Origin of the sequence: Hyalangium ruber, assembly GCF_034259325.1 — a bacterium.
GTDB lineage: Bacteria > Myxococcota > Myxococcia > Myxococcales > Myxococcaceae > Hyalangium_A > Hyalangium_A rubrum.
Map to the genome: position 1 here is coordinate 198,552 of NZ_JAXIVS010000006.1, position 26,000 is coordinate 224,551.

Annotated in this window: 19 protein-coding genes; 10 read left to right on the plus strand and 9 right to left on the minus strand. The window is 69.0% G+C overall.

The annotated features are described in order from the left end of the window. The first annotated feature begins 41 nt into the window (after positions 1-41). The 5 genes from SYV04_RS18885 to SYV04_RS18905 all read left to right on the plus strand — a co-directional run bounded on the left by SYV04_RS18885 (position 42) and on the right by SYV04_RS18905 (position 5,705). Entirely contained in the window at positions 42-902 is an 861-nt protein-coding gene (locus SYV04_RS18885; RefSeq protein WP_321547222.1) for an alpha/beta fold hydrolase, read from the plus strand. A gap of 46 nt (positions 903-948) precedes the next feature. After that, positions 949-2,289 (plus strand): S41 family peptidase, encoded by a 1,341-nt coding sequence (locus tag SYV04_RS18890; protein WP_321547223.1) that lies wholly within the window; start codon positions 949-951, stop codon positions 2,287-2,289. A gap of 65 nt (positions 2,290-2,354) precedes the next feature. Next, positions 2,355-4,298 (plus strand): PEGA domain-containing protein, encoded by a 1,944-nt coding sequence (locus SYV04_RS18895; RefSeq protein WP_321547224.1) that lies wholly within the window; start codon positions 2,355-2,357, stop codon positions 4,296-4,298. A 2-nt stretch (positions 4,299-4,300) separates the two neighbouring features. Then, positions 4,301-4,537 (plus strand): hypothetical protein, encoded by a 237-nt coding sequence (locus SYV04_RS18900; RefSeq protein ID WP_321547225.1) that lies wholly within the window; start codon positions 4,301-4,303, stop codon positions 4,535-4,537. A gap of 190 nt (positions 4,538-4,727) precedes the next feature. Next, complete coding sequence (locus SYV04_RS18905; RefSeq protein WP_321547226.1) at positions 4,728-5,705, plus strand: D-alanine--D-alanine ligase; 978 nt, start codon at positions 4,728-4,730, stop codon at positions 5,703-5,705. A 14-nt stretch (positions 5,706-5,719) separates the two neighbouring features. Here SYV04_RS18905 and SYV04_RS18910 read toward each other — a convergent pair whose 3' ends face one another. Genes SYV04_RS18910 through SYV04_RS18925 form a run of 4 tightly spaced genes read right to left on the minus strand, consistent with a single transcriptional unit; the run spans position 5,720 to position 15,436 of the window. Next, positions 5,720-6,313: a DUF2378 family protein gene (locus SYV04_RS18910; protein ID WP_321547227.1), complete on the minus strand. Its 594-nt coding sequence runs from the start codon at positions 6,311-6,313 to the stop codon at positions 5,720-5,722. A 5-nt stretch (positions 6,314-6,318) separates the two neighbouring features. After that, positions 6,319-8,619 (minus strand): AAA family ATPase, encoded by a 2,301-nt coding sequence (locus tag SYV04_RS18915; protein WP_321547228.1) that lies wholly within the window; start codon positions 8,617-8,619, stop codon positions 6,319-6,321. Beyond that, positions 8,616-12,089: an AAA family ATPase gene (locus SYV04_RS18920; protein WP_321547229.1), complete on the minus strand. Its 3,474-nt coding sequence runs from the start codon at positions 12,087-12,089 to the stop codon at positions 8,616-8,618. The genes SYV04_RS18915 and SYV04_RS18920 overlap by 4 nt, the downstream gene beginning before the upstream one ends. Beyond that, a complete protein-coding gene (locus tag SYV04_RS18925) occupies positions 12,086-15,436 on the minus strand; it encodes an AAA family ATPase (RefSeq protein WP_321547230.1) in 3,351 nt (1,116 codons plus the stop codon). Before SYV04_RS18925 ends, SYV04_RS18920 begins: the two co-directional genes overlap by 4 nt. Before the next feature lie 131 nt (positions 15,437-15,567). On the opposite strand from SYV04_RS18925, the gene SYV04_RS18930 reads away from it, so the two are divergent. Both SYV04_RS18930 and SYV04_RS18935 read left to right on the plus strand, forming a co-directional pair. Further along, positions 15,568-16,152 carry a pilus assembly protein N-terminal domain-containing protein gene (locus tag SYV04_RS18930; RefSeq protein ID WP_321547231.1) on the plus strand — a complete coding sequence of 195 codons (585 nt, stop codon included), beginning with the start codon at positions 15,568-15,570 and terminating at the stop codon, positions 16,150-16,152. Positions 16,153-16,399: 247 nt separating this feature from the next. Beyond that, positions 16,400-17,917 (plus strand): cellulose synthase family protein, encoded by a 1,518-nt coding sequence (locus SYV04_RS18935; RefSeq protein ID WP_321547232.1) that lies wholly within the window; start codon positions 16,400-16,402, stop codon positions 17,915-17,917. A gap of 34 nt (positions 17,918-17,951) precedes the next feature. Here the strand turns inward: SYV04_RS18935 and SYV04_RS18940 are convergent, their stop codons facing one another. From SYV04_RS18940 to SYV04_RS18955, 4 genes are all read right to left on the minus strand, one after another. Further along, positions 17,952-18,422 carry an SMI1/KNR4 family protein gene (locus tag SYV04_RS18940; RefSeq protein WP_321547233.1) on the minus strand — a complete coding sequence of 157 codons (471 nt, stop codon included), beginning with the start codon at positions 18,420-18,422 and terminating at the stop codon, positions 17,952-17,954. Next, on the minus strand, positions 18,422-19,711 hold the full coding sequence (locus SYV04_RS18945) for an HNH endonuclease (RefSeq protein ID WP_321547234.1): 1,290 nt from the start codon (positions 19,709-19,711) through the stop codon (positions 18,422-18,424). The genes SYV04_RS18940 and SYV04_RS18945 overlap by 1 nt, the downstream gene beginning before the upstream one ends. A 69-nt stretch (positions 19,712-19,780) precedes the next feature. Then, a complete protein-coding gene (locus SYV04_RS18950) occupies positions 19,781-21,187 on the minus strand; it encodes an NAD(P)/FAD-dependent oxidoreductase (protein ID WP_321547235.1) in 1,407 nt (468 codons plus the stop codon). 470 nt (positions 21,188-21,657) lie between these two features. Then, complete coding sequence (locus SYV04_RS18955; protein WP_321547236.1) at positions 21,658-22,200, minus strand: hypothetical protein; 543 nt, start codon at positions 22,198-22,200, stop codon at positions 21,658-21,660. A gap of 82 nt (positions 22,201-22,282) precedes the next feature. On the opposite strand from SYV04_RS18955, the gene SYV04_RS18960 reads away from it, so the two are divergent. Further along, on the plus strand, positions 22,283-23,251 hold the full coding sequence (locus SYV04_RS18960) for a PEGA domain-containing protein (protein ID WP_321547237.1): 969 nt from the start codon (positions 22,283-22,285) through the stop codon (positions 23,249-23,251). Between the two features lie 8 nt (positions 23,252-23,259). Here the strand turns inward: SYV04_RS18960 and SYV04_RS18965 are convergent, their stop codons facing one another. Then, positions 23,260-23,796 (minus strand): hypothetical protein, encoded by a 537-nt coding sequence (locus SYV04_RS18965; protein ID WP_321547238.1) that lies wholly within the window; start codon positions 23,794-23,796, stop codon positions 23,260-23,262. A 108-nt stretch (positions 23,797-23,904) separates the two neighbouring features. Between SYV04_RS18965 and SYV04_RS18970 the strand changes: the two genes are divergently transcribed. Then, on the plus strand, positions 23,905-25,683 hold the full coding sequence (locus tag SYV04_RS18970) for a M1 family aminopeptidase (protein WP_321547239.1): 1,779 nt from the start codon (positions 23,905-23,907) through the stop codon (positions 25,681-25,683). 5 nt (positions 25,684-25,688) lie between these two features. Further along, a complete protein-coding gene (locus tag SYV04_RS18975; RefSeq protein WP_321547240.1) occupies positions 25,689-25,976 on the plus strand; it encodes a hypothetical protein in 288 nt (95 codons plus the stop codon). The last annotated feature ends 24 nt before the right edge of the window (positions 25,977-26,000 follow it).

Here is a 26,000-nt window from a genome sequence, read left to right on the forward strand (position 1 = left end):
AGGCTATTCTCCAGGACCTTCAACAAGAGCGAGGGAGCACGGTGGATCTGCTGGGAGGCATGCAGAAGGCAATGCGCCGCGTGTTGGTCGCGCGGGGTGTGCAGTCCAAGGTGGTCCCCGTGGCCGGCCAGTCCGTACACATGTACGAGCTGAAGGGACAGGGCAAGGGACCGCCGGTGGTGCTCGTCCACGGCCTGGGCGGCTCGGCCAACGGCTTCGCCGGGGTGTTCTTCGGGCTGAGGCGGCGCTTCTCCCGGGTGCTGGCGGTGGACCTGCCGGGCCATGGCTTCTCCTCGGAGTACTGCGGCGGAGAGGTATGCGTACGGGGGCAGTTCGACGTGCTACGCGCCTGGCACGAGCAGGTGGTGGGTGAGCCCGCCTTCGTGGTGGGCAACTCCCTGGGCGGCGCCATGGTCGTCAACCTCGCCGCCGAGGCGCCTTCGCTGGTGAAAGCCCTGGGGCTGGTAGCGCCCGCGGGCGCCGTGCTCACCCAGGAGGCGACCGATGCGCTGCTCTCCTCGTTCGCCATCCAGACGCCCGCTCAGGCACGTGCGCTCACCCGGCGCCTGTTCCACAAGCCGCCCCTGGCCCTGATGCTCTTCGCCACCGAGCTGAAGAAGTTCTACGCCACCACCACCGTGCAGGCGCTGGCGGCGGAGGCCCGGGTCTCCCGGGCGAGTCTCGCGCCGGAGCTGCTACGCGGTCTGTCCATGCCCGTGCTGATGCTGTGGGGAGGAAGCGAGCGGCTGCTGCCCTCCGAGACGCTCGACTACTACCGGACCCACCTGCCGGCGCACGCACAGGTGCGGGTGGTGAAGGGCTTCGGCCACGTCCCCCAGGTCGAGCGGCCCGACGAGCTGGTGTCCCACCTGGTGGGCTTCGCCGACACGGCGGGCTTGTAGGCGCGGGTGTAGACTGCGTGGGCCACTGCCGGAAAGGACGTACCCCGTGAAGGGCCTGCTCCCCTCGTGGCGCGCGGCGATCGCGGCGGGCCTGCTGCTCGTCGCTCCCACCGCGCGCGCCGACCGCGAAGACAACACCTACAAGAACCTGGAGGTCTTCGCGCGGGTGCTCTCCTACGTGGAGAACAACTACGTGGAGTCGGTCGACAACCGGAAGCTCATGCACGGCGCCATCAAGGGCATGCTCGAGACCCTGGATCCGCACACCATCTTCATGCCCCCCGAGGTCTTCAAGGAGATGAAGATCGACACCTCCGGCGAGTTCGGAGGGCTGGGCATCGAGATCGCCCGCAAGGGCGAGAGCATCATCGTCGTGGCCCCCATCGACGACACGCCCGCGGCCCGCGCCGGCGTGCGCTCCGGGGACGAGCTGCTGCGCATCGATGACGAGAGCACCGAGGGCAAGGACCTGCCCTGGGCGCTCCAGAAGATGCGCGGCCCCGCGGGCAAGCGGGTGCTGCTCACCATCATGCGCGAGGGCTTCAGCGCGCCGCGGGAGATCGCCATCATCCGCGACCACATCCGCATCGTCTCCGTGGAGAGCGCGCTCTACGGGGGCATCGGCCATGTGAAGGTGAAGAACTTCCAGGACCGCACGGACCTGTACCTGCGCAAGGAGCTGGACCGGCTGCGCACCCTCAACGGGGGCAAGGAGCTGCGTGGACTGGTGCTGGACCTGCGCAACAACCCGGGCGGGCTGCTGGATCAGGCGGTGGCGATCAGCGACCGCTTCCTGCCCGGCAACCTCCCCATCGTCAGCACGCGCGGACGCAATGGGCGCAACGCCTCCGAGGAGCGCAGCAAGGACCGCGACACGGAGGCCAACTACCCCGTGGTGGTGCTGGTGAACGCCGGCAGCGCCTCGGCCTCGGAGATCGTCGCCGGAGCGCTGCAGGACCACGGCCGCGCCGTCATCATGGGCACGCAGACCTTCGGCAAGGGCAGCGTGCAGACCGTCATCGAGCTGGAGGACGGCTCGGGGCTGAAGCTGACCATCGCCCGCTACTACACGCCCAAGGGGCGCAGCATCCAGGAGCGCGGCATCACCCCGGACTTCCTCGTGCCGGACGAGGCCGGCGGCAAACCTGGCCGTGAGGCGCCTCGGGAGAAGGACCTGGAGCGCCACTTCAAGGCGGAGCCCATCATGTCGCTGCCCGAGCAGCCCTCCAGCCCGCGCGCGCTGCCGGCCAACCTCAAGCCCTGGGAGGCCTCCTCGAAGCTCAAGGACTACCCCCTCAAGATCGCCCTGGAGTACCTCAATGGCATGGCCTCCGAGTCCGCGGGGACGGCTCCGGCCCAGGCGGGGACGGGAACCACGCAACGTTAGTTGCTTTCCCAACTGGCGTTTCGCCGCCCAGTCCGTTTAATGACCGGCGAATGGTGGGAAGAGAGATGCGACATCCTTTGAACCGCATGTTGCAGGCTGCCCTGAGCGGCCTGCTGGTGGGTCTGCTCGCCGCGGGCCCAGCCTTCGCGCAGCAACCTCCGCTGCGCCTGTTGCCCCGAGTCCTTCCGGCCGCGACTACGCCGAAGATCGGGGTGGTGGTGATTCCTCTCGATGCGGCCGCCCAGGCCCAGTTGCCACGGCTGACCTACATGGCCGAGCAGGCCGCGGCGGACGCCGGACGCTTCGAGCGGGTGCGCCTTGCCGACGTGCTGGACTCGCAGGGGGCCCGCGCCCGAGAGCAGAAGGCTCAGGAGGGAGCCGCCGCGATCCAGGAGGGCCAGAAGGCCTACGACGAGCTGGACACCCAGAAGGCGCTCGAGCAGTTCGAGCAGGCGGCGGCGGCGTACGAGGCCAGTGACTTGTCCCGGCACTTCACGGACATGAGCCGGGCGCGGGTGATGAAGATCGCCTCGTATGTGGCCAACGGCGACAACAAGGCCGCCACGAAGGAGCTGAGGGACATGCTCGGCCGCAACCCGCGGGCCGAGTTCTCGCCCAACTTCTTCCCGCCCGATGAGCTCGCCCTCGTCGAGAAGACCCGCAAGGCCGTCCTGGCCCAGGCCGACAAGACGCTGGAGGTGAAGACCGGCACGGTGGGCGCGCAGGTCTACGTGGACGGGCAGTTCCAGGGCATCTCCCCCGTGACGGTCTCGGGCCTCTCGCGGGGCGACCACTACGTCACCGTCATCGCCCCCGGCTATGCCCTGGCCCAGGAGCGGGTGAGTGGCACCGAGGCGAGCTTCACCCTCGAGCCCGTTCCGGCCGCGCAGCGCCTGGAGGCGTGGGTCAAGCGCATCGTGAAGGAGCCCGAGGACGAGGACCGGGACAAGTCGCTCCGGGAGTTCGGCGCCTTCGCGGGCACCGCTCAGGTGCTGGCGCTGCTCGTGCGAGGCACTCCCGGGCCGGCGGCTCAGGATGCCATCGCCCTGCGCCTGGAGGTGTCGGATGGCCACAACCTGGGCTACGCGGTGGGGCCGGTGCCCTCCTCGGGCGAGGCGATGGATGCGGCGATTCAGTCCCTGCTCTCCAGCGCCCTGGCGACGGATGCGCCCCGGAAGGATGGGCCGGTGCGCCACTTCGCCTCCGGAGGGCCGAGTCCGGGCCGCCGGACGGCGGGCTATGTGCTGATGGCCGCGGGCGCGGCGCTCCTGGCGGGCGGCGTCTACTTCGGCCTGGAGGCCTCTTCTCGCTCGGATCGCTTCAAGGAATTGCCCCAGACGGACGCGCGCGCGGAGAAGCTGCGCTCGGACGGCAAGACGTTCGCGCTCATCGCCGACGTGGGCATCCTCGCGGGCCTGGGCTCGGCGGGAGCGGGCGCCTGGCTGGCCTTCGCGGGCGGCGGTAGCGGGAAGAAGGAGACCCGGCCGAGCCGTGTGACGCCGCCGCCGACGCCGGTGCGTGAGCAGCAGCCGACGCCTGCCACTCCCACGCCGCGTCCAGAGGACAAGCCCAAGCCCGAGGCCACGCCGCAGAGCAAGCCCCCCGCCAGTACCCGCGAGGAGACGTCCAAGCGTGAGGCGGAGGAGGCTCGCAAGCGCGAGGAGGAGGAGAAGCGCAAGCGCGACGAGGCCGCCAAGCAGGAGGAGGAGAAGCGCAAGCGCGAGGAGGAGGAGAAGCGCAAGCGCGACGAGGCCGCCAAGCGTGAGGAGGAGGAGAAGCGCAAGCGCGACGGCGACTCGCGCCTCAAGCAGGAGGAGGAGCAGCGCAAGCGCGAAGAGGAAGCGCGCCTCAAGCAGGCCGAGGAGGACAAGCGCAAGCGCGAGGAGGAAGCGCGCCTCAAGCGCGAGGCGGAGGAGCAGCGCAAGCGTGAGGCGGAGGAGCAGCGCAAGCGCGAGGAAGAGAAGAAGAAGCGGCCTCCACTCGATGAAGACGATCTGCGGAACTACTAGCCATGCGCTCCCTACGAACCCTGTGGTGGCTTGCGGCGCTGTGCCTGTCCGGGTGCAGCCTGTTGCTGGACTTCGATCCCGAGGGCCAGCCCTGTGACTCCCAGAACCGGTGCCTCGAGGGCTACACCTGCCAGGCACAGGTCTGTGTCTCCTCGCCCGGCGCGGATGGAGGCACCGGCGCCAACGCCTGCGACACCCCCGAGGGCTGCCCCGAGCAGCCCCCGGCCGAGGCTCGCTGAACCCGCCTGCCTGCCCCCCGAAGCGTGGCCCACGGGCCACGCCGTGGCTTCGAGGCCGCAAGTTACAGACATGTATACCCGTGAAATTACAGGGTTACACCCACTCCCGGCGGCAGTTTTCGTGACCTGTAGCACGAGTGATGTTGGCATCCGGCGTGCTGAGGGACTGACCCAGGAGGAATTCATCAACATGGGCAAGCGCGTTGGAGTGCTGATGGGCGGGTGGGGCGAGGAGCGGGAGATTTCGCTGAAGACTGGAGAAGCGGTGGTGGCCGCGCTGGAGGAGCAGGGGCACACCGTCACCCGCGTCTTCGCCGGGCCGGGCCTGGATCGGGTGCTCCGGTCGGCCGAGATGGACGTGGCCTTCCTCGCGCTGCACGGGCGCATGGGCGAGGACGGCAAGGTGCAGGGGCTCTTGGAGCTGCTCGAGCTGCCCTACACCGGCTCCGGGGTGATGGCCTCGGCGCTGGCGATGAACAAGCCCTTCGCCAAGAAGCTCTTCCGCCTCCACAACCTGCCCACGCCGCAGGGCTACCGCATCGGCCGCGCCGAGCTGGACAAGCTCCAGGAGCGCCATGGGGACCTGGGCTTCCCGTGCGTGGTGAAGCCGGCGTGCGGCGGCTCCTCGGTGGGGCTGGCGCTGGTGAATGACGCCGAGGCGCTGACCTCTGCCGTGGCCGAGGCGTGCCGCTACGGGGGCGAGGCCCTGGTGGAGCACTTCGTGCGCGGCCGCGAGGTGACGGTGGGCATCCTCGGCGGCGAGGTGCTCGGCAGCTGCGAGATCTCCTATCCCCGCGAGGGCTTCGACTACGAGGCCAAGTACAAGACAGGCGCGCGCTACTTCCTGCCGCCCCGGCTGTCTCCCACGCGGCTGGCCAACGTGGAGCACCTGGCGCTCGCGGCCTGGCAGGCGCTGGGCTGCCGCGGCTACGGCCGGGTGGACCTGATGTGCTCGGATGAGGAGAACGACTTCGTCCTGGAGGTCAACACGCTGCCGGGCCTGACGCCCATGAGCCTGTTGCCGAAGATCGCCGCGCAGCGGGGCATCTCCTTCCCGCAGCTCGTCGAGCGCATCCTGGAGCAGGCGACCCGCGACGAGGCCGGGGTGACGGAAGCGCCCGAGACGGCCACCGTGCAGCCCGCCACGCTCCGCGCCGTGGGCGGCTGAGGCCCGGCGGAAGCCTACGGACTCGGGGGGGGCTGGACCGAGATGCGGTAGGTACAGGCGTGGCCATCGTAGTGCGCGATGGTCACCTGGAACTTGCCCTGGCCGAGGTGCTTGAGGATCGCGCTCATGATGCCGAGCGTGATCTCCGGGAAGCGGCCCACCTCGTTGACCCAGACTTCATAGAGGTCGCGGTTGATCTCGCGCACCTCGGTCTGAACGAAGTTGTTCGCGTTGCGCCAGGCGCGCGAGAGCCGATCGAGGGCCATCTTCACGCTGAACAGCCGCATGGCGGCGAGCGTCGCGCGACCGACGAGCGTCCGCGTGAAGGCATCCACCTGCAGCTCGCCCAGCGCCCGCAGCGCCACCTCTTGAGGGACCCCGCGATAGAGGCGCTGCGCGGCCACCTCCATGCACTTCTCCAGGACCTCCATGGGGTAGGCGGGCAGCAGCGGACGCGACAGGTCGAGCCCCACATCTCGCAGCGCCTGCTGGAGCTCCGGAGTCACCCTTCCCGCGAGGACCTCGTTGAAGAGCCTGTCGAAGGTCTGCCCGAAGACCAGGTGGGGCGAGGCGGTGTCTGTCGCGGTGAGGCTCATCGCTGCGGCCATGATAATCAGGCTTCGAGGATCGTCGCGAGTACGCGTGACTCGGGCCTCAATCCCCGCTCGGCCTCGCTTCCGGCCACGACCACCGGTAGGATCGCGTCCTCCAGCCGGGCGTCCGCCGCGAGCCTGACCGCGATGGGTGCCATCACCTTCGCTTCAATGAGGCGCTTGAGGGGGCGGGCGCCCAGCTTCGGGTCATTGCCGTGCCGTGCCAGCCAGGCCCGCGCGTCCGGCTCCACCACCAGCCGCAGTCGGCGCCGCAGCAACCCCGCCCGCGAAGCCGCCTTCTCCAGCTCGAGGTCGACGATGCGCAGCACGTCCGCCTCCGCCAGCCGGCGGAAGGGGATGACATGGTCGATGCGGTTGAACAGCTCGGGCCGGAACGCCTGGCGGACCGCGCGTAGGAAGTCTCCCGAGCCGCGCTCGGCCCCGTAGCCCACCGGCTCCGACTGCTCGACGCCGAGGTTGCTCGTCATGCAGATGACCGTCATCCGGAAGTCGACCCGCCGCCCCAGGCTGTCGGTGAGGCGGCCCTCGCCGAGGATTCCGAGCAGCAGATCGAAGATCTCCGGGTGCGCCTTCTCCAGCTCGTCGAAGAGCACGAGTGACAGCGGCTGTTGCCGCACCCGCTCGGCCAGGCTGGTGATGCCCGGCCCCACCTCCATCAGCCGCTGCGCCGAGCCGGGCAGCATGTACTCGGACATGTCGAGCCGGATCATCCGCTCTTCGTGGCCGAAGAGCGTGCGCGACAGTTGCTTGGACAGCTCTGTCTTCCCCACGCCCGTGGGGCCGACGAACAGCAGCGTGCCTACCGGCTTGTCCGGATCATTGAGGCCGGCCTTGAACCGCGCGAGCACGCCCGCGGCCAGCTCGCAGGCGCGATCCTGGCCGATGACTCCCTGCGCGAGCTGTGTCGTGAGCGTGCCCTGCTCGGCGGGGATCTCGTCACTGATGAGCTGCAGCGGCAGCCCGGTGTAGCGCGCGTAGGCCTCCGAGGCATCGCGCGGGTAGAGCGTTCGGGTCTTGCCGCGCTCGGCCTGCTGGTCCAGCCAGTCCATGAAGCGGAAGGCCTTGCCCGGGAACAGGCTGTCGCGCTGGAACATCTCCAGGTGCCCGACGACCTGCCGCAGGCCCATGGGGTGCAGGTGTACACGGCTGCGCCGGGTCTCCTGGTAGCGCCGCATCAGCTCCGGCACCTGCGAGGTGGCTGGCTCCTCCAGGCGGATGATGCGGAAGGGACGCAGCGCCTCGGGGAAGCGCCGTTGGCAGCGCTCCAGCTCACCCTCGGTACACTCGGCGATGAGGGAGATCTCCTCGCTCATCACCGCGGGCAGGAGCAGATCTCCAATCGAGGAGCCGTCCGGCTGGGGGGCCAGGATCGAGGTGAGCCGATCGACGTAGAGGTAGTCGTTCTCGAACGAGAGCGCGTCGACGATCTGCAGGCAGCGCTCCTGCCACATGCCCAGGTACACCATGCCGGCGACGATTCGCTCGGCGCTGGTGCGCCAGATCTTCGGAAAGTGCTTCTCCTTCTCGTCGCGCCGCTTCTCCGAGAGCCAGCGCGCCAGCTTCAGCACCCAGCTCGTCTTGCCCACCCCCGGTCCTCCCACGAGGAGGATCGAAGCGGGCGGCTGGCGCAGCACGAAGGCGCGCCAGTCCTCCATCGGAGCGCCGTCGTAGACCAGCGGCAGCGCCCGTCCGCTGCGCGCGCGCGAGGTCAGCTCCTCGCCGATCGCTTCAAGCACTGGCGGGGCGGGCTCCTCGTCGGAGTGGGGCCGCTCGGCCTGTCGCAGCCCTCCCGGATCCCAGCTGTGTACGAACTCCTCGCCCTCGTGGCGGAAGTCATAGAGGCCCTGCGGCTGCTCGCCGAGCAGGGCAGTGGTGAGCGCGTGCTGGAGCACCTCGCGCGCGATGGACAGCTCCTCGAGCACGAACGACCAGCCAAAGCGAGGCACCAGGACACGGTAGGCGCCGGACTCCAGCTTTCCGTAGACGTACGTGAGCTTCAGCGGCACCAGCGCCTTGCCAATCACCGGCCGCTTCTTGTGTACCGTCTGCGGATGGACCTCCACCGTGAGCGTGCGCGCCTGCAGGGACTCTTCCCACAGGAACCGGTTCAGCATGGAGGCATCGTCCATCATCAACTGCCGCACCCGCGCCTCGAGCTGCGCGTAGACCTCGGCTTCGCTGGCGCCATACGCGGACGGGGCAGGGGCGTCGAAGAGACTCTCCCATACCGGCAGCAGCCGGCCCGTGAGCCTGCCGTCGTGGTGGGTGGTGAAGTAGACGCGAAGGCTCTTGTCGCTCATGGCGCCACACTCCCGTCCGCCGGGTTCTGGGTCATTCGCAGCCGCCACAGGGCGGGCAGGGCCTCCCCGGGAGACCGCACCCGGTGGCTGCCGCTGTAGGTGAGCAGGTAGTCATCGAGTTCCAGCACCGACACGGCATCCGGGCGGGTGGGGGGCTCGAAGCGGTAGGCACGCATCACCGGGGCGGCTGCCTCGGGGTTCTCGGGCAGGGGGCGGGTGCCCTCCTGGCGCGCCTTGTGGAAGGCCTGGAGCTTCGCTTCGTGCTGGGTGATGAGCGCCAGGGGCTCCGGGGCGGACTCCTCGTACACTCGCACCTTGACGATCTCCGGGAGCCGTCCCGAGGACTGCCAGACGTGCAGGCCGGCCTCTCCCTCGAAGAAGGGGCGCACGCCGGGCCCCACCTTCTTGAGCACCAGGTGTACGGGCTCCATGCCCAGGCGCAGCATCTCCGACAGTTGCCCGTAGCCACCCGAGACGAGTGTGCCGTCGGACATGCGCGCGGCGAAGCTCTCGAACTCGCCTCGTGCGTGGGCATAGGCCTCGCAGAGCCACCGGGTGAGCAGCGAGCCGGAGTCCCCACCCTGCCGCCACTGGCCCAGGGGCAGCAACTCCAGGGTGACGACGTGCTGATCGGAGCGGGAGAGCTCCCGGAGGATGCGCTGCAGGAAGTAGACCTCCGAGAGGGCGTCGAGCATCTGTTCGCGGGAGACGACGCGCACCGGCTCGAACGCCCGCCGATCGAAGAGCCGGACGCGCTGGCCTTCGGAGCGGCTGTGGGGCTGGGGGCGCCGCTCCAGGACGCCGAAGTGCTCTACCTCGATCATCTCCCGGGCTTCCTCCTCGGGTGCCCGGGCAAGGGCCTCCAGCTGGGCCGCGAAGTTCTCCAGGTGCAGCCGCATCGCGTCCAGCGTGTAGAGCGACTCGGCATGGTCTCGCTCGCCGGCTTGTAGCCGCTCCAGGTGGAGGCGGACCTGCTCGGAGAGCGCGCCCAGGTTCTCGCTGTGCCGCATGTGCTGCACCTGCTCGCGCGCCTCGAGCACCTTTTCGCGCAGCTTCGCCACCGGCAGGGACAGGAGGGGCTCGAGCGCGAAGCCTTCGAGCGCGGGCTCTCGGGGGACCAGCGCGTCGGCCTGCACCTCGAAGCGGCCGTCCCGGGTGTAGAGCTGGAACAGCCGCATCAGCGCCTGAGGCCCTCGGATGATGGCCTCGGAGAGCACCTGCCCGACCTTCTCCTCCAGGTAGCGCTTGAGCGGGCGCGCGCCCAGGGTGGCATCGAAGGCCTCCGCGACGATGCGCCGCTTCACCGCGTCATCGGCGGACACGAAGATGTTGCGCGACGTCAACCCACGACGCGCCAGCAGCCGCGCCAGCTCCTTCTCGACGACCTTCTCCCCCGACTCCCGCGAGAGGGGCGAGAAATGCACGATGCGGTCGATGCGGTTGAAGAGTTCGGGCGGGAAGAACTCGCGCACGGCGCGGTCGGAGTCGAGGGCCACCGAGCGCGCGTCCTGCTCGCCGATGCCCACCGCCGGTCGCTGGCGGGCTCCGAGGTTGCTGGTCATCACGATGACCGTGTGCGTGAAGTCGGCGGTCTCGCCCGAGGCATCGGTCAGCCGGCCTTCATCGAACGTCTGCAGCAGCAGGTTGAGCAGCGCAGGGTGCGCCTTTTCAATCTCGTCGAGCAGCACGAGGGTGAAGGGTTGCTCGCGGATCTGGCGTGTCAGGCGGCCCTCGGGTTGCCAGGCATCCCCGGTCAGACGCGCCACGGCATCCGGAGTCTGGAACTCGGCCATGTCGAGCCGCACCATGCGCGAGTCATCTCCGTACAGGTAGCTCGCCAGGGCCCGCGCCAGCTCGGTCTTGCCTGTTCCCGTGGGGCCGGTGAACAGGAAGACGCCATAGGGTCGCCGGGGGTCGGTGAGCCCGGCGTGGATGCGCACGATGAGATCGCACGCCACCGCCACCGCCTCCGACTGACCCATGACCTTTCGAGAGAGCGCGGTGCGCACCTCGTCCGGCTCCAAGCGCTTGCCGGGATGGAGCAGGAAGTCCGGCAGGCCCGTCCTTCGGGAGAGGTGCTCGAAGAGCATGCCGACATGCACATGTCGGCCGGTGCCGCCGTAGTCCACCGCCAGCTCTCGCAGCAGATCGAGCGCCTTGCCCGGCAGCGCGGCGCCCGCGAAGAGAGAGCCGGCCTGTTCGAGCAGGGCCGGGAAGAGCGGAGGCGCCCAGATGACGCCGTGGCGGCCCTCCAGCTCCCGGGCCTCGTGCAGCAGCATCCGCAGCGTCTCGTCGGCGCTGGTGGGCCGCACGTGCAGTTGCGTGAAGAGCGCGGCGAACGAGGGGGCGTCGGTCTCCAGCCGCTGGAGCTGCTCCGGCGTCACCGTGCCCACGAGGGTGATTTCCCCGCGTGCCAGGGGCCCCTGGAAGAAGAGGGCGAGGTTGGCGTCGCTGTCGCGCGAGCGGCCAATGCGGCCGAAGGCGTGCAGATCCTCGATGAAGAGGATGCGGCGCCCGCCCCGTGAGTCCTCGAGCAGCTTCAGACAGCGCTGCTCCCAGTCGCCCACGTAGCTCATGCCGGCGATGATGCGCTTGCCGGCCAACGCCCAGACCTCGGTGACCTTGTCCAGGTTGCGGTGGCTCCGGAAGTCCTCGGCCTCGAGCTGCTCGGCGACGAAGCGCCGAAGCAGGGTCCGCTTGCCAGAGCCCGGCGGGCCCACGAGGAGCACCGGAGTGCGTCGCTCTCCGCCGAGGAGCAATTGGAGCTGCTCGCGGTAGGGGCTGCGCGGCATGCCGGTGTCGAGCGCGCCCTCCGCCGCCTGGACGGTCAGGTTGGTGCCCAGGTTGCCCAACACCTGGTTCCCTCCCTGTTTCTGTTTCTTCTTCTTGCCGGGTCGATCGTCCAGCTCGAGATCGTCCCAGGGCCCCTTCTTCTTGCCCAGCTCGTCGAGCAGCGACTTCGTCCGGGCCACGAACGAGAGCGCGGTGAGGCTGTCCTTACGGCTGGTGCGCAGCTCCTCGTGCTCGTACGCCTCCAGCCTGGCCCAGGTGCGGGTGAAGAAGGCCTTCGCCTGGTCTTCCAGGCCCTGCTCGGGATCGATCGGGAACCACTCGTCCTGGCGAAGGGGATGGTAGGCGATCGTCAGGGGCTCGGCGCGCGTGCGCCAGCGCGGTTCGAGGATCAACGGGAAGACGCCGGACAGCCGCCGTGTCTCGGCGCCCGCCTGTACCCGCTTGAAGTCCAGCTCGAGCCGCACCCGCTCCAGGCGGATGCCTCGCGGCAGCTGGAAGTAGGACAGCTCGCGGATGGGCAGCTCGCCGAGGGCGGTCCGCAGCTCATCCACGAGCTTGCGCTGCAGCTTCACCGTGTTCTTGCCCGTGCGGCTGCGGGTATGTGGGCCCAGCGCGAGCGTCGTCCAGCGCAGACCGGAGGACTCCCGGCTCTGGTAGATGGCGATGGTGAGGTTCATCGCTTCACCTCCCGCACCGCGTCGAGCTCGAAGGAGAAGAGGCCCTCGCGGTCCAGGCCGCCTGCCAGCTCGGCGAGGGAGATGTGCGCGAGCAGGATGAGCTCGAGGTCTTCGAAGTAGTTCCGTCCATTGAGCGTCATCACGCGCGCCCCACCGCACAGCGCGAGCAGCCCGTCGGCGCGGTGCTCACGTGCGGCTGGCATGATGCGCAGCTGCTTGAGGGTGGACGTCGCCCAAGGGCTGACCGCGGGCTGCGCGAGCTCCTTCGGGGACAGGCTGCTGCGCATCGCCACCGGCTTGACGGTGAACATGAGCGGGCCTTCCTTCTCTCCCGTTCCCTCGAAGCGATGCAGCCCGGCCTCGAGCGCCAGGAACACTCCCGCATTCGCTCCCTGCACCGAGAGCAGCAGCTCGCGGAAGGGACGCTCGGGCGCGGTGAGGGCTCTGCGCAGGGCCTCGGCCCCGAGGGGCTCGCCCCATTTGCGCCGGCGCTCGCTGCTCTTGCTGGTCTCCAGCGGCCGGGCCTCGACATGCCACCGGCGCCGCAGTGCATCCTCCAGCAGGGGGAGGAGCCAGCGTTCCAGGGCGCGTCCCTCGTCAGCCTCCTGGAGCACCAGGGTGATGTCGTCCCGCCTCGGCAGCATCGCGAGCAATACCGAGGGCATCCGCCGGTTCAAGGCCTGGAGCTGTTCGCGGGCGTCGCTGACGAAGGGCTCGACGTCCTGCTGTTCGAACAGCGCCATCAACGCCAGCTCCTCGGCGGCCACCAGCGCCGCGTGCAGCTTCTGCACCTGCGCCCAGAGTCCATCGAGCCGGTGGTGCTCACTGCGCAGCATCGCTACCGAGGCAGCGCCGGGCCCTCGCTCGTCCCGCTCTCCTTGGGAGAGCTGCGCCACCAGGAAGGCGATCTGCTCCTCGAGCTGCACCACCGCGTCGAGTCGGAAGAGCGCGTCCACGGTCCGCCGGTCCGTCTGCAGCTCCGTCACCTGTTCGAGCTGGTTGCGCGCCGCGCGAGGGCTGCCCTTGTGCAGCTCCACCGCGAGGACTCCCTCGCGCAGGGAGATGTCCACGCGTCCGCCCTGCGCATCTCGCCCCGCGGCGGACAGCGCACGCGCCACGGGGACGACGAGGTGTTGGTCCAGGTGCCTGCGCATGGCTCGCGCGCCATAGGCTTCCTGGTACCCGGAGGTGGCCAGGGTGGCGGTGACCTCGGGAGGGACCTCCAGGGTGATTCCTCGCTGGAGCAGGCCGCGCCGCTGGCCGAGCTTCTCCACTCCGAGCCGCGCCACTTCCGCTACTTGCTCGGAGGTGAGTGCGTGGAAGGGGATGATCTGATCGATGCGGTTGACCAACTCGGGCCGGAAGTGCCGGTGTACTTCGCGCAGGTAGTGGGAGGAGTCGTCCACCGCTGTCGCGCCGATGCCCAGCGGAGTGCGGCGATGAGCCGCCCCGAGGTTGCTGGTCATGATGATGAGGGCGTTGTGGAACCAGGCCGTGCGTCCGCGAGCATCCGTGAGCCGCCCTTCGCCGCACACCTGGAGGAGCAGGTCGAAGACAGCGGGGTGGGCCTTTTCGATCTCATCGAGCAGGAGCACGCAGAAGGGCTGCTGGCGCACGCGCCGGGTGAGCAGGCCCTCTCCCTGCTCGTTGCCACGGATGAGGCGCTCGGCGGCCCAGCCGTCCATGAACTCGCTCATGTCGAAGCGGAACAGCCGCTCCGGCGAGCCGAAGAGGAAGGTGGCCAGCAGCCGCGCCAGCTCGGTCTTTCCCACGCCGGTGGGGCCGACGAAGAGGAAGGTGGCCAGCGGTTTGCCCTGCGGTTGCAGCCCGGCCTTGACCATGCACAGCGTCTCCACGACGCGGCGCACCGCCTGCTCCTGGCCAATGAGCTGGCGGCGGAAGACAGCCTCCACGTCCGAGGCGAGCAGCGCGCGGTCCTCGCGCAGCAGGAACTCGGGGACGCCCGTCTTCAGGCTGAAGAGCGAGTAGACCTTCTCGCGGGTGAGCATGGGCACCTTGCCATCGCCGGTGCGCTCCTGCTGGACGCCTGCCCGCATCTCCTCGTACAGCCGCACGGCCTTGCCCGGCAGCGCGCGGCTGGGGAGGTAGCGCTCCGCCAGGTCCACGAGCGGCTCCACCGCGTCGTCGGCCAGCGTCGGCCGCGAGGACTCCTCCTTCCGCTGCCAGGCCACCCGCGCTCTCAGGGCCTCGGAGGTCTGTCGGGCGCTGAGCGGCTCCAGGCGCACGCGCGTGAGCGCGGCGAAGAGGGCGGGTTGACGGCTCTCCAGCAGGTCGAGCGACTCGGGGGCGAGCTCGCCCAGGAATCGGACCTTGCCCTCCTCCAGGAAGGGCTTCATCGCCCCGGGCAGGTCGATGGACTCCGTGGAGTGTTGTGCGAGCAGCTCGCCCAGGTTCTCGAAGTAGAGGATGGCGTCCAGGTCGTGCGCCGCCCGCATCACCCGCAGCACGCGCTCCTGCCACTGGCCAAAGCCGGACATGCCCGCGATCAGCCGCGAGCCGCTCGTGGCATAGACCCGCCGCTCACGCCCAGCCTTTCGCTCGGCGCGCAGCCACGCGGTGAGCAGCTCCGTCTTGCCCGCCAGCTCCGGCCCGACGAGCAGCACGCCCTGCCGCTTCTCGCCGCTGAGCAGGTTCGCCAGCAGCGCCAGCTCCGTGTCCCGGCCGATCAACGGAGGGCCGCGTTTGGCCTCGTTGCGCTCGTGCAGCACCGTGGAGACGGAGAGGAGCACCTCGTGCGCCTGATCGCGCTTGAGCTTCTCCTGCTGCCGCTTCCGGGCCTGCCGGGCCTTCTCGCCGAACGCGTCCTGGCGCCGGAGCTTGAGCTGCACGGTCTCCAGCGCCACCGACTTCGGCGGCAGCAGCCGCAGGTACTCGTGGGAGTTGGGCTCGCGCGCGGTGAGGATCCGCTCCACATCCGCGCGAATGGCCTCGAGGACGTCCTGGTTGCGCGCCACGTAGACCGTGTGGTCCAGCGCGGGGACGAAGGCCCAGGTCTCCTGGGGCAGGGGAACGATGACCGCGGCCAGCTCCAGGGTGGTCGGCTTGAAGAGGCGCTTGGGCAGGTCGGCGCGCGGCGCCAGCACCTCGATCATCTCGATCCGTACCTGCTCGGGCAGGGAGAAGCGGGCGAGGATCTCCGGCTCCACCCGCGACAGGTGCTCTTCCAGGAAGAGGCGCTGCTCGGCCAGGCAGGCCTCCCGGGTGGGCGCGTGGCTCGTCATCGCGGGCGCGGCGACAGGGAACGCCTGGTGGTCGCCGTTCCACAGTTGCTGGCAGAGCAGCGGGGTGGCGAAGTCGAGGGTCCCGGCGACGTCGGAGGAGGCCATGTGGCCCTCATCCTATGACGTCATTCCCTGCCATGGCAGGAACGCTACACTTCCGGCTCATGCGCTCCCTTTCGTGGCTTCTGCTCTGCCTGCTCCTCCTCCCCCTGCCCGCGAGGGCCGCGGAGCCCGCGGTGCAACTGGCCCCGGGCGCGCAGACGGTGCTCGACTTCACTGGCATCCGCCGCATCGCCGTCGCCAACCCGGACGTGGCGGACGTGAAGGTGGTGGGCAAGACGCAGCTGCTCATCGTCGGCAATCGCCGCGGTCGCACCGCCCTCACGGTGTGGACCGACAAGGGGGAAGTCCAGCGCACCCTCGTGGTGGAGCCCCCTCGGGTAGAGGAGTTGGCCCGGGAGCTGAAGGCCCTCGGCTTCTCCTCGCTGGAGGTTCGCCCCATCGGTGATCAGGTCGTCGTCGACGGGCAGGTGGAGTCCTTCCAGGATCTGAAGATGCTGCGCCAGGCCGTCGCGGGGCTCTCCTATGTGAAGCTCCTGGTGCGGGTGGATGCCCAGGTCGTCCAGGCGAGCCTCACCGTCACCGCCGAGCAGATCAACGCCGCCTTGAAGCGCAACGGCATCACCTCGGCCACGGCCGTCGTGGTGGGCCGGCGCATCCTCCTGGAGGGCTCCGTCACCGACGAGGCCGAGCGCGACAAGGCCCAGCGCATCGCCGACTCGTTTTATGAGGAACTCAAAGGGTCCATCGGCCCACAGTGACGTACGTGCTTCATGGAAGGTCCAACCCAAGGCCTCGGGCCGGGGTTTTGTTTGACACGAACTTGACGCATCCCTATTGTCCGGCGCCATTCGTCTGTCCGAGGGTTAAATCCCTGTGTTTTCGGGCAGATACGGGCGGGGGTTCACCGGATCCGGCAGCGGCGGTCCCGTGTGAGCGCAGGTTCATGGCCGCCGCGCAAGGGAAGCACCGCGCGGGAGCACCCGCGGTAGGGGTTGAGCGTCACCGATGACCACCGTCGAGATCATCTTTCTGGGCGTGTACTTCGCCGTCCTGTGCGTGTTGGCCGTGTACGGCTCGCATCGCTACCGGATGGCGTACCTGTACTACCGCCATAAGTTCAAGTTGCCCACGCCCAAGGGCGTGCTGCCGTCCCTGCCGCGCGTCACCATCCAGCTGCCCATCTTCAATGAGATGTACGTGGTGGAGCGGCTGGTGGATGCGGTGTGCCGCATCGACTACCCGCGCGATCTGCTCGAGGTCCAGGTGCTGGACGACTCCACGGACGAGACGTGCGGCATCGCCCGCGCGTGCGTGGAGCGGCACCGGCAGAAGGGCATCGACATCGTCTACATCCACCGGCAGAACCGCCAGGGCTTCAAGGCGGGCGCGCTGGAGAACGGGCTGAAGCTGGCCAAGGGCGAGTTCGTGGCGGTGTTCGACGCCGACTTCGTGCCCAGCCCCGACTTCCTGCAGCGCACGGTGCCGTTCTTCTCGGATGCGAAGGTGGGCATGGTGCAGGTGCGCTGGGGCCACCTCAACCGTGAGTTCTCCATCCTCACGCAGGCCCAGAGCATCTTCCTGGACGGGCACTTCATCATCGAGCACACGGCGCGCAACCGCTCCGGGTGCTTCTTCAACTTCAACGGCACGGCGGGCATCTGGCGCCGCAACACCATCTCGGACGCGGGCGGCTGGCAGCACGACACGCTCACCGAGGACCTGGACCTGAGCTACCGCGCCCAGCTCAAGGGCTGGCAGTTCATCTTCCTGCCCGAGGTGATTTCACCGGCCGAGGTGCCGGTGGACATGAACGCCTTCAAGAGCCAGCAGCACCGCTGGGCCAAGGGCTCCATCCAGACGGCGAAGAAGCTCTTGCCCACCATCCTCAAGAGCGACCTGCCGTTCGCGGTGAAGCGCGAGGCGTTCTTCCACCTCACCAACAACATGGCGTACCTGCTCATGGTGTTGCTGTCGGTGCTGATGCCGCTGTCCATGGTGGTGCGCTTCCACCACGGCCTGTACGGCACGCTGTTCCTGGATCTGCCCTTCTTCATCACCGCCACGGCTAGCGTGTGCGTCTTCTACGTAGCCACGCAGCGAGAGCAGGGCCTGAGCGGGTGGGGGCGGGTGAAGTACCTGCCGTTCCTGATGAGCCTGGGCATCGGCCTGGCGATCAACAACGCCAAGGCGGTGCTGGAGGCGCTGCTCAACCAGCAGTCGGGCTTCGCGCGCACGCCGAAGACGGGCTCCGAGGGCAAGAGCGTCAAGCACGTGAAGAAGAGCTACCTGGGCACCAAGACGCTGATGCCCATGATCGAGCTGCTCTTCGCGCTCTACTTCACCGGCGCGCTGTGGTTCGCCATCGACGCGCGCATCTACACCTCGGTGCCCTTCATCGTCCTGTTTCAGGCGGGCTTCCTGTACGTGGGCCTGTCCAGCCTGCTCCAGGGCCGCCTGAAGCCCGCGGACGCCCCCGCTCAGGAGCTCAAGTCTCCTGAGGAGGGGGCGCACCGGGCCGCCTGAGCTGACTCAGGCAGGGAGGGATGCCCTCCCTGCATCAGCCTGGGCGTGGCGAGAGCTCATCGGCGTGGAGCGATGAGAGAAACGCGGTGAAGTCCTCGGCCAGGCGGTAGAGGTTTCGCTCACCGGCCGGCGCATAGCCGTCCCAGTAGAAGATGGCGCCTGGGTGCTCGCCGGCAATCGACAGACACAGCTTGTCGGCGCCCTCGGTCGTTGCGATCGGGAGCAGCCCGGCTGGGATGCGATCCCTGAACACCTCGAGGTTCCAATCGAGGTTGCACGATACGACAGGGTCATTCAGCCCGAAGAACAGATGGATTCGTCCCGGCGATTGGGACTCCAGACCGGTGATCGCCACCAGGTCACGTTCGGGGCGCCCGCCGTTCGTGGCCAGCAGGAACTCCCGGTACGAAGCGGGGAGGGCAAGACCATGCTTCGTCTCGAAGGACCTGAGCGCCTCTTCCTGGAGGGGTGGCCCTCCCTCGAACGTCCGCAGCGAAGCAGCCATCACTGACCTCCCGCGAAGCCACCGGTGTGACCCGTTCTGGCGTGGATGTCCGTCGGAACCAGCTGCAGGGTCGTTCGGTCCTGGTGGTGATGCCAGGTCATACCCTTGGGAGTCTCCCGCAGTCCCGCTGCCTTGTCCCGCTCGTAGACGAAGAGCGCAGCCTCTCGCTGAGCCTGCATGTAGCGGGCAAGCTGGCGCATCCCTTCTCCGCCCAGCCGCTCCCACAGCCGATCAGCTACCTCCGCCAACCCCTTGAAGCCCAGCTCCGGTACCGTGAGTCGCTGCACGCGCACCCATCTGGGGCTGCCTTGGCCCTCGGAGACGAAGCGCACCGCCTTGCCTCCAGCGTACAGAGCCACCAACACCACCGCCGCGGAGAGCTCTCGCGAGGCCTGCTCGTACTGACCTTGCGTCAGCGAGTACACGCCATGGCACGTGCCGGCCACCAGGTTGTAGAAGCCCAGGGGCACCCCGAACGTCAGCGCATCGAAGCTCCCCAGCGCTACGCCGTGCGGCGAGAAGGCTGCTTCCAGCTCTGCGCGCTCGATCTCATCGAGCACCTGCTGATACGGCAGGGGCAACTGCCCTCGTTGCTCCGTGTACTTCAGAGTCAGCGCGCCGCGCCTGAGCTCACTGGTGGAAAGCGCTTCGGTGGCGGCGCTGACCATGCCCCGGACGACATCGCTCGGGCGCTCGGCTCGGTCTTCCGGGCTCGCAAGACTCAGCCCCCGCTGCCGCAGCGTCTCGCGCACGGCGCCCATGGGCCCCAACGTCTGTTCCAGGTGCTTGTCTTGAGCCAGCAGCCGCAACACCTGCTGGATGTCATCCGTGAAGGCCGAGTGGAGGAGGAAGAGTGCGAACACCTGAGCCCGGCTGGCGCCGTACTCCCGCGTGGCGGTGACGAGGAAGGCGGCCCGCTTGCGGTTGAGGTTTTCGGCTCCTGCCCGTAGGGGCCCCAGGGTGCCGAGCCGCACAGCGGACCAGTCATCCAGCCCGTCAACCAGCCGGGCCATGTCCACCCCGCGCTGCAACTCGATGAACTCCGCGGGGGAGGTGCATGCCAGGAAAGGGGAGAGTACGTCCTCACCGGAGGACAGCTCGGGCCAGCCCCGAGGCACCGGCTGCCCTCCGCAGGAAGGAGGACCCTCCTGGGAGGGGAGCGCTCCCAGGAGCACCGTGTCAGGCCAGGCGCGAGAGCGCCCGCCGCGCAGGGACGGCTCGGGTCCAGCGCAACCGGCGATGGTCCAAGCCATCGTCGCCGCCAGACCCAGCAAGAACTTCCAACGCACGGACGCTCCCCTCACCTGGGTGAACGTCCCAGCGTCTCGCGATTGGGCTCAGAGCGCCAGCGGCCAGCGTCAGGCCGGGGCCCGGGGCAGGGTGTCCACGTTGGCCCGCCGGGGCAGGGGAACGAAGAGGCTCTTGAGCCCATAGGCGGCGAAGGCGGCGAGCAGATCCGGCCGCAGCAGCGCCGCCATTCCCCGCCTCATGTGCATCACCTCGTAGAACTGGCGGCAGGCCAGTGTGCTCACCGAGGTGAGGTCGATCAGCGTCCCGAACGCCCAGTGCAGCAGCCCCAGCCCCGGGAAGCGCTGGCCCTGCGCCTGCGGGTACTTCAGGTCCATCGTCGTGCCCATCATCCAGGGGATGGAGAGCAGCTGGGAGAGCTTGCGCTGGAACCGCCGCGACAGCCCTTGCATCGTCCCCGGTGAGGCGCGCTTGTGCTCCACGAGCGTCTGCCCCAAGAGCTGCGCGCTCAGGCTGCAGACCGTCATCCCCTGGCCGTACACCGGGTTGAGCGCGCAGACCGAGTCGCCCAGCAGCACGAAGGCCTCCGGGAAGTTCTCCATCCGCTCGTAGTGCAGCATCCGGCTCGAGGGGATCTTATGCACCACCGCCTCCGTGAGCGGCTTCGCGTCCCGGATGGCCTCGTAGATGTCGGGCTGAGGCAAGGAGCGCGCGAACTCCAGGAAGCCCTTGTCGTCCCTCGGCGGGTCGTCGCCGAAGTAGCCATGGAGCGTGACGAGCCAGCGTCCCCCCTCCACGCGCGCGATGAAGCCCCCGCGCGATTGCTCCGGCGCCCGAGGGAACATGGCCATCATCTTCCAGTCACCCCGGTAGTTCGGAGGCGGCTCGAAGAACCGGCTCGTGTACGCCAGCCGCAGGCGGATCTCCTCCTCCTCGGGCTTGCCGTAGCCGAGCGCCTCCAGCCACGACGCGGCGCGAGAGCCCCGGCCTCCCGCGTCCACCACGAGGTCCGCCATGAGGGTCTCCTCTCCCTCGGGCGTCTTGAAGCGCACGCCCATCACGCGGGTGTGCGCGGGATCCGTGATGAGCCCCTCCACCGCGCAGCTCGAGCGCAGCTCCACCTGCGGGAGCGCGGCGACGCGGCCTCGCACCTTCCACTCCAGCCAGGTGCGGGTGCAGAGGATGAGCTCGATTCCGCTGATGTAGCGCGTCTTCCACGAGCCCGCCGTGTACCAGGCCGCGTCGCGCCCCATGTCCATGCGCTCCGCGCCCTCGGAGTACATCTCCCGCATCAGGCCGGGGAACAATGTTTCGAGCACGTGGAGCCCTGCGTCCAACAGGCCGTGGGCGTGTCGCCCTTGAGGCACTCCCTTGCGAGCCTCGGGCCCGTTGGGCTCTGGGTCTCGCTCGAGGATGATCACCTGCTCGAAGTGGTCTGACAGCACTCGGGCGCCCAACAGGCCCGCCATGCTGCCGCCAATGACAATGACTCGTCCGAATCGCTTCTCACTCCGCATGGACTTCCCCCTGGTGCGCGAAGATACGCACAAGGTTACGGCACTCTGACCCTACTTGTGGAGTTCCCCTCGTACGAATGCCCCTCTGGGTATTCCTCTACCCATGCCAAGTGAGTGCCTGTCCCCCATTTGCTGAGGACCCATTCAAAGGTGGGCACTGAAGAATCACCGCCACTGGCACTGCTCGATTCCTGCTGCGGTGCTCGAGGCGAACGCGCTTCTTGCCTGTTCGGGGAGCAGGCTCCAGTCGAGCCGAAGCTCTTCACCCACGGCAGCACTGCGATTCGCGTGGGCTCCCGGGCGATCTCACCCGAGGGATGGACCGCCTCCGGTCGCATCGGGTCCTGAAGGACACCCCTATCCCCGCCTGCTCGAGCAGCACTTTGTGTGAAGTGTCGCCTGGCGGAAGGACTGGGAGTGACACGCCTGGTGCTGGCGCTCAGGGAGTGAGCGCCGTCGCTGCGCCTGCCTCAGGGCATTCCGGCGTCAGGCACTCCCGCGTCGGGAGCACCCCGGCGCAGCACCTGCTCCGTCCACTTCGGGGGAGCGCCACTCGGAGGCGGGCGGCACGCCTCGTCCAGGGCCGTGCTCGTCACCGTGCGCAGCTTCAGGCTGTCGTCCGCGCAGGCCGTCACCTCCGTGGGGAATTTCACCGGGCACGGGTTGCCGGAGACGTTGAAGCCCGTGGCGCGCGTCTCCCCCACGAAGCCCTGGGGCGTGCGTGAGAGCACCAGGTTGATCCCTCCCGCGTCCGGAGAGCCGCCCACGCCGCCATCCAGGCGCGCGCTCACCACGGTGAGGGACAGGGTGCGCCCGTCATCCTCCGCGACGTAGCGGAAGGCGGGGTTGCCCACATGGTGGTATTCCCCCGCTTGACTGCTCTCGCAGCCGGAGGGAATGCGCACCGGCTCCGGCTGGGTCCCTCCGGAGGAAGGGGACCTGGCAGGGCAGGCCAGGAGGGTGGCGAAGGGCAGGGCACCGAGGACGAGGAGGGAACGCAAGGAAAGAGACATGGGCGCGCATCTTTCATCACCCCGTCTTCCGGTGGCACAGCGTTTGACCCCCCCGTTTCGACTCTCTAACCTTCTGTCCGCCATGTCCCTTCGCCGCGCCGCCGTCTTCGCCCTGCTGGCCGCCCTGGTGGCCCCCCCGGCCCTCGCCCAGGACGATGATCTCCTCGTCCCCATCGAGGCGACTCCGAAAGAGTCCAAGCCCAAGCCCAAGCCGGCCAAGCGTCGCCCGGCCAAGAAGCCCGCGAAGAAGCCCGCCACGGCGCAGAAGCCGCCTCCGGCCCCGGCTCCCGAAGACGACCTGCTCGTCCCCATCGCCGCTGGCAAGACGGAGCTGCTCGTGCGGCTGGGCGGGGGCGTGAAGGGTGCGCGCCTCCTGGTCGACAACAAGGAAGTGGGAGCGCTGCCCCAGGGCGCGTTCACCGTGGAGCCGGGCGAGCACCTCGTGGTCGTCCGCCGGCCGGGCTTCGCCGAGTTCTCCCGCCGCATCAACGTCGAGAAGGGCAAGACGGCCGAGCTCTCCGTGGCGCTCGACGCCGTGGCCGGCGTGGTGAGCGTGAACGCGGACGTGCCCGGCGCCAAGGTCTCCATCGACGGGCAGCCCCGGGGCCAGGTACCGCTCGCGAACGTGGAGCTCAAGCCGGGCTCGCATGAAATCGTCGTCAGCCGCGAGGGCTTCGAGTCCGACGTCAGCCGCATCGCGGTCCGCGCGGGCCGCGACTACACCGTCAGCGCCCACCTGAAGCCCGTAGAGGGCAGCAAGCCCCCCGTCGTGGCCAGCGCGGATCGCCCGCAGCAGCCGGTGCTCACGCCCACCACTCCGACGGTGGACCCCCTGACGCCGGTGGCTCCGCCCGAGGAGCCCTCCGTGAGCGAGGACCGGCCGTGGTTCAAGCGTTGGTATGTCTGGGCCGGCGTGGGCGCGGTGGTCGCCGCCGCGGCCGCCGGCACGGTGGTGGCCACCCAGGGGGGTTCCGCCCGGCCGCTGAGTCCGGAGGAGGTCTGCGGTGGGACGTGCGACGGCACCCTCAACGGCGTCGTCCGGTTCCGATGACCTGCTGACTACTGGCCGCGCAGGTCGTCCTCGGTGGCGCGGTTGGGGGACTCGAGCAACAGGAACACGTTGCTCACCCGGCCGACCCCCGAGTAGTCGAGCACGGTGGCGCGCACCTTGAAGGGCGCGCTCTCGGGCAGCAGGTTGGTGACGTCCACCTCGCCCGCCTCGAAGGCGAAGGACATGCGGCCCACACTGTCCACCCGCTCACGGCCGATCAGCACGCCGTCGGTGAAGCCCACCGCGCCTCGGTTGAGCACCTGGCCCTTGTCGCCGAGCACCTCGAGCAGGATGAAGTTGTCCACCGAGAAGCCCTCCTTGCCCGCCGCGTCGCCGTAGAGGCGCGCCCGTGCTCCCTCCAGCCGCAGCAGCGCTGTCTCTCCCGTGGCCACCACGCGCGGGGTGCGCTCGAAGTCGCGCGTGTCGATCTCCACATCCTCGCGCCGGGCTTCGATCTGCGAGGTCTCCCGCTCGGCCGTGTCCGCCAGGAGCTGCAGCGCTCGCGGAGGCCCGCTCCGGGTGGGGGTTGCGGGCACTTGTTTCATGCACGCGAGAAAGGAAGCAGCCACAGCGGCGAGGAAGAGTGTTCGGGCGGTCATTGACTACAGGGTTGTAGCGAGCGCTTCGCGGAAGGGTCAACTAGCATTGCCCCCATGGCGCTCGCTCCTCGATGGTGGGTCCCCGTGCTGCTGCTCCTCTCGGCTCCGGCCCTGGCCGGAGGCTCACCCGAGGTGCAGCTGTGTCTGCAGCACCTCAAGCCCGCCGAGAAGGAGCGCGCCACGAAGGTGCTCGGCTCGTTGGAGGAGCTGCCGCTCTATCGGGTGCAGCTCGAGGTGGATCCGGCGAAGCGCGAGGTGAAGGGCCGGGTGCAGGTGGAGGTTCGCGCCAAGGGGCGCACGCGCTCCGAGGTGTTCCTGCGGGTGACGCCGAACGCCGCCACGGGCAAGGCGGTGGTGCTCTCGGAGCCCAAGGTCGACGGCAAGCCGGTGACGATGGAGCGGCCGGAGCCCACGTTGATCCGACTGCCGCTCGATCCTCCCCTGGAGCCCGGCGCGATGGCGACGGTGGAGGTGATGCTGCAAGCCCGCGTGCCGGCGGCGAAGAAGAACGTCGGCTCGCTCCTGGGGGCGCTCGGCAGCTCGGGGCCTCCGGGGGATTATGGGGCTTTCTCGGCCACCAGTGACTTCGTCAGCCTGGTGGGCATCGTCCCGATGATGCCGCCGATGAACCCGGACGGTACGCCGTGGGCGGGGCCCTCGGGGATTGGCGATCTGGCGCTCTATGACCCCTCGAACGTGCTGGGCACCATCACCGTCCCGGCGGGCTGGGACGTGCATGCCACGGGCGTGGCGATGGGCGAGGTGCCGGAGAAGAGCGGCATGCGGCGCTACAGCTTCGCCTCGGCGCTGGTGCGGGACTTCCCGGTGTTCGTCTCGCGTGGCTACCAGAGCGCCTCGAAGACGGTGGAGGGCGTCACCGTCGAGAGCTTCTACTCGGCCCGGAACGCGGCGGTGGGCAAGCGCGTGCTGCAGTACGCGGCCTCGGCCATCTCGGAGTTCGACAAGCGGCTGGGGCCTCTGCCCTACAAGCACTTCCGCGTGGTGGAGGCGCCGCTGTCCGATGGCGCGGGCGGCATGGAGTTCCAGGGACTCATCACCGTGGGCACCTCGCTGTACCGGGGCGCGACGGACCCCAACAGCATCTTCGAGGGAGTCCCTGGCATGGAGATGCTGCAGGGGATGATGCAGGGGATGGCGGCGCAGGGTGGGGGATCGTTCGGAGATGATGCGAGCCCGTTCGCCAACATGGCGAAGACGCTCGAGCGCACGCTGGAGTTCACCGTCGCGCACGAGGTGGGGCACCAGTACTTCGCGGGCCTGGTGGGCACGGACCCCATCAAGGACCCGGTGGCGGACGAGGCGCTCACGCAGTACGCCTCGGTGCTCTACTTCGAGTGGGCGCATGGCAAGGCGGCGGCGGAGTCGCTGCGGCAGGAGGCGCTGGTTTCCTCCTATCACCTGTACCGCATGTCGGGAGGGGAGGACGGGCCCGCGCACCGGCCCACCGAGACGTTCTCCAGCTCGATGGAGTACGGCGCCATCGTCTACGGCAAGGCGCCGCTGATGTACCACGCCGCGCGCAAGCTGGTGGGGGACGACGCCTTCCAGCGGGCGCTGCGCTCGTACGTGGACACCTATCGCTACAAGTGGGCGTGCGCGGACTGCTTCCGGAAGGAGCTGGCCAAGGCGAACCCTTCGCATGCCGGGGCGCTGGAGCGGCTCCAGGACCGGTGGTGGGAGCAGGCCCACGGGGATGAGGACCTGGGCGCGCCCACGCTCGAGTCGCTCATGGGCGGCATGGGGGACATGAAGATCGACCCCGAGACCCAGAAGCTGCTGGAGCAGATGCTGGGCCCCATGCTGGGCCAGTAGCGCCCATGAGTATTCACAGGAAGGTGCTGTGGGGCTGGGCGCTCGGAGTGCTGCTCTGCCTGCCCCAGGCCTTGTATGCGGCAGTGCCGACTCCTCCTGTGGTGGAGGCACTCCCCGCTGTTACCGAATCCACGCGCGCCCGGATGCTGGCCCTGCTTGCGCAGGGCAACGTTCCCGGCGCCATCGAGATGTGGAAGGTCCACACCGGGCGCGAAGTCCCCAAAGCCCTGCGGGCCATGCAGAATGCCTACGGAGCGGCCAATCAGGTGGCGGGGACCTGCATCGGGAACTGATGGGGCATGGGGGGAACACCGCTG

Excerpts from the sequence above, each read along its gene's own strand:
- SYV04_RS18895 (WP_321547224.1), top strand. The coding sequence starts at position 2,355 with ATGCGACATCCTTTGAACCGCATGTTGCAGGCTGCCCTGAGCGGCCTG.
- SYV04_RS18900 (WP_321547225.1), top strand. The coding sequence starts at position 4,301 with ATGCGCTCCCTACGAACCCTGTGGTGGCTTGCGGCGCTGTGCCTGTCC.
- SYV04_RS18905 (WP_321547226.1), top strand. The coding sequence starts at position 4,728 with ATGGGCAAGCGCGTTGGAGTGCTGATGGGCGGGTGGGGCGAGGAGCGG.
- SYV04_RS18910 (WP_321547227.1), bottom strand. The coding sequence starts at position 6,313 with ATGGCCGCAGCGATGAGCCTCACCGCGACAGACACCGCCTCGCCCCAC.
- SYV04_RS18915 (WP_321547228.1), bottom strand. The coding sequence starts at position 8,619 with ATGAGCGACAAGAGCCTTCGCGTCTACTTCACCACCCACCACGACGGC.
- SYV04_RS18920 (WP_321547229.1), bottom strand. The coding sequence starts at position 12,089 with ATGAACCTCACCATCGCCATCTACCAGAGCCGGGAGTCCTCCGGTCTG.
- SYV04_RS18925 (WP_321547230.1), bottom strand. The coding sequence starts at position 15,436 with ATGGCCTCCTCCGACGTCGCCGGGACCCTCGACTTCGCCACCCCGCTG.
- SYV04_RS18935 (WP_321547232.1), top strand. The coding sequence starts at position 16,400 with ATGACCACCGTCGAGATCATCTTTCTGGGCGTGTACTTCGCCGTCCTG.
- SYV04_RS18940 (WP_321547233.1), bottom strand. The coding sequence starts at position 18,422 with ATGGCTGCTTCGCTGCGGACGTTCGAGGGAGGGCCACCCCTCCAGGAA.
- SYV04_RS18950 (WP_321547235.1), bottom strand. The coding sequence starts at position 21,187 with ATGCGGAGTGAGAAGCGATTCGGACGAGTCATTGTCATTGGCGGCAGC.
- SYV04_RS18955 (WP_321547236.1), bottom strand. The coding sequence starts at position 22,200 with ATGTCTCTTTCCTTGCGTTCCCTCCTCGTCCTCGGTGCCCTGCCCTTC.
- SYV04_RS18960 (WP_321547237.1), top strand. The coding sequence starts at position 22,283 with ATGTCCCTTCGCCGCGCCGCCGTCTTCGCCCTGCTGGCCGCCCTGGTG.
- SYV04_RS18965 (WP_321547238.1), bottom strand. The coding sequence starts at position 23,796 with ATGAAACAAGTGCCCGCAACCCCCACCCGGAGCGGGCCTCCGCGAGCG.
- SYV04_RS18970 (WP_321547239.1), top strand. The coding sequence starts at position 23,905 with ATGGCGCTCGCTCCTCGATGGTGGGTCCCCGTGCTGCTGCTCCTCTCG.
- SYV04_RS18975 (WP_321547240.1), top strand. The coding sequence starts at position 25,689 with ATGAGTATTCACAGGAAGGTGCTGTGGGGCTGGGCGCTCGGAGTGCTG.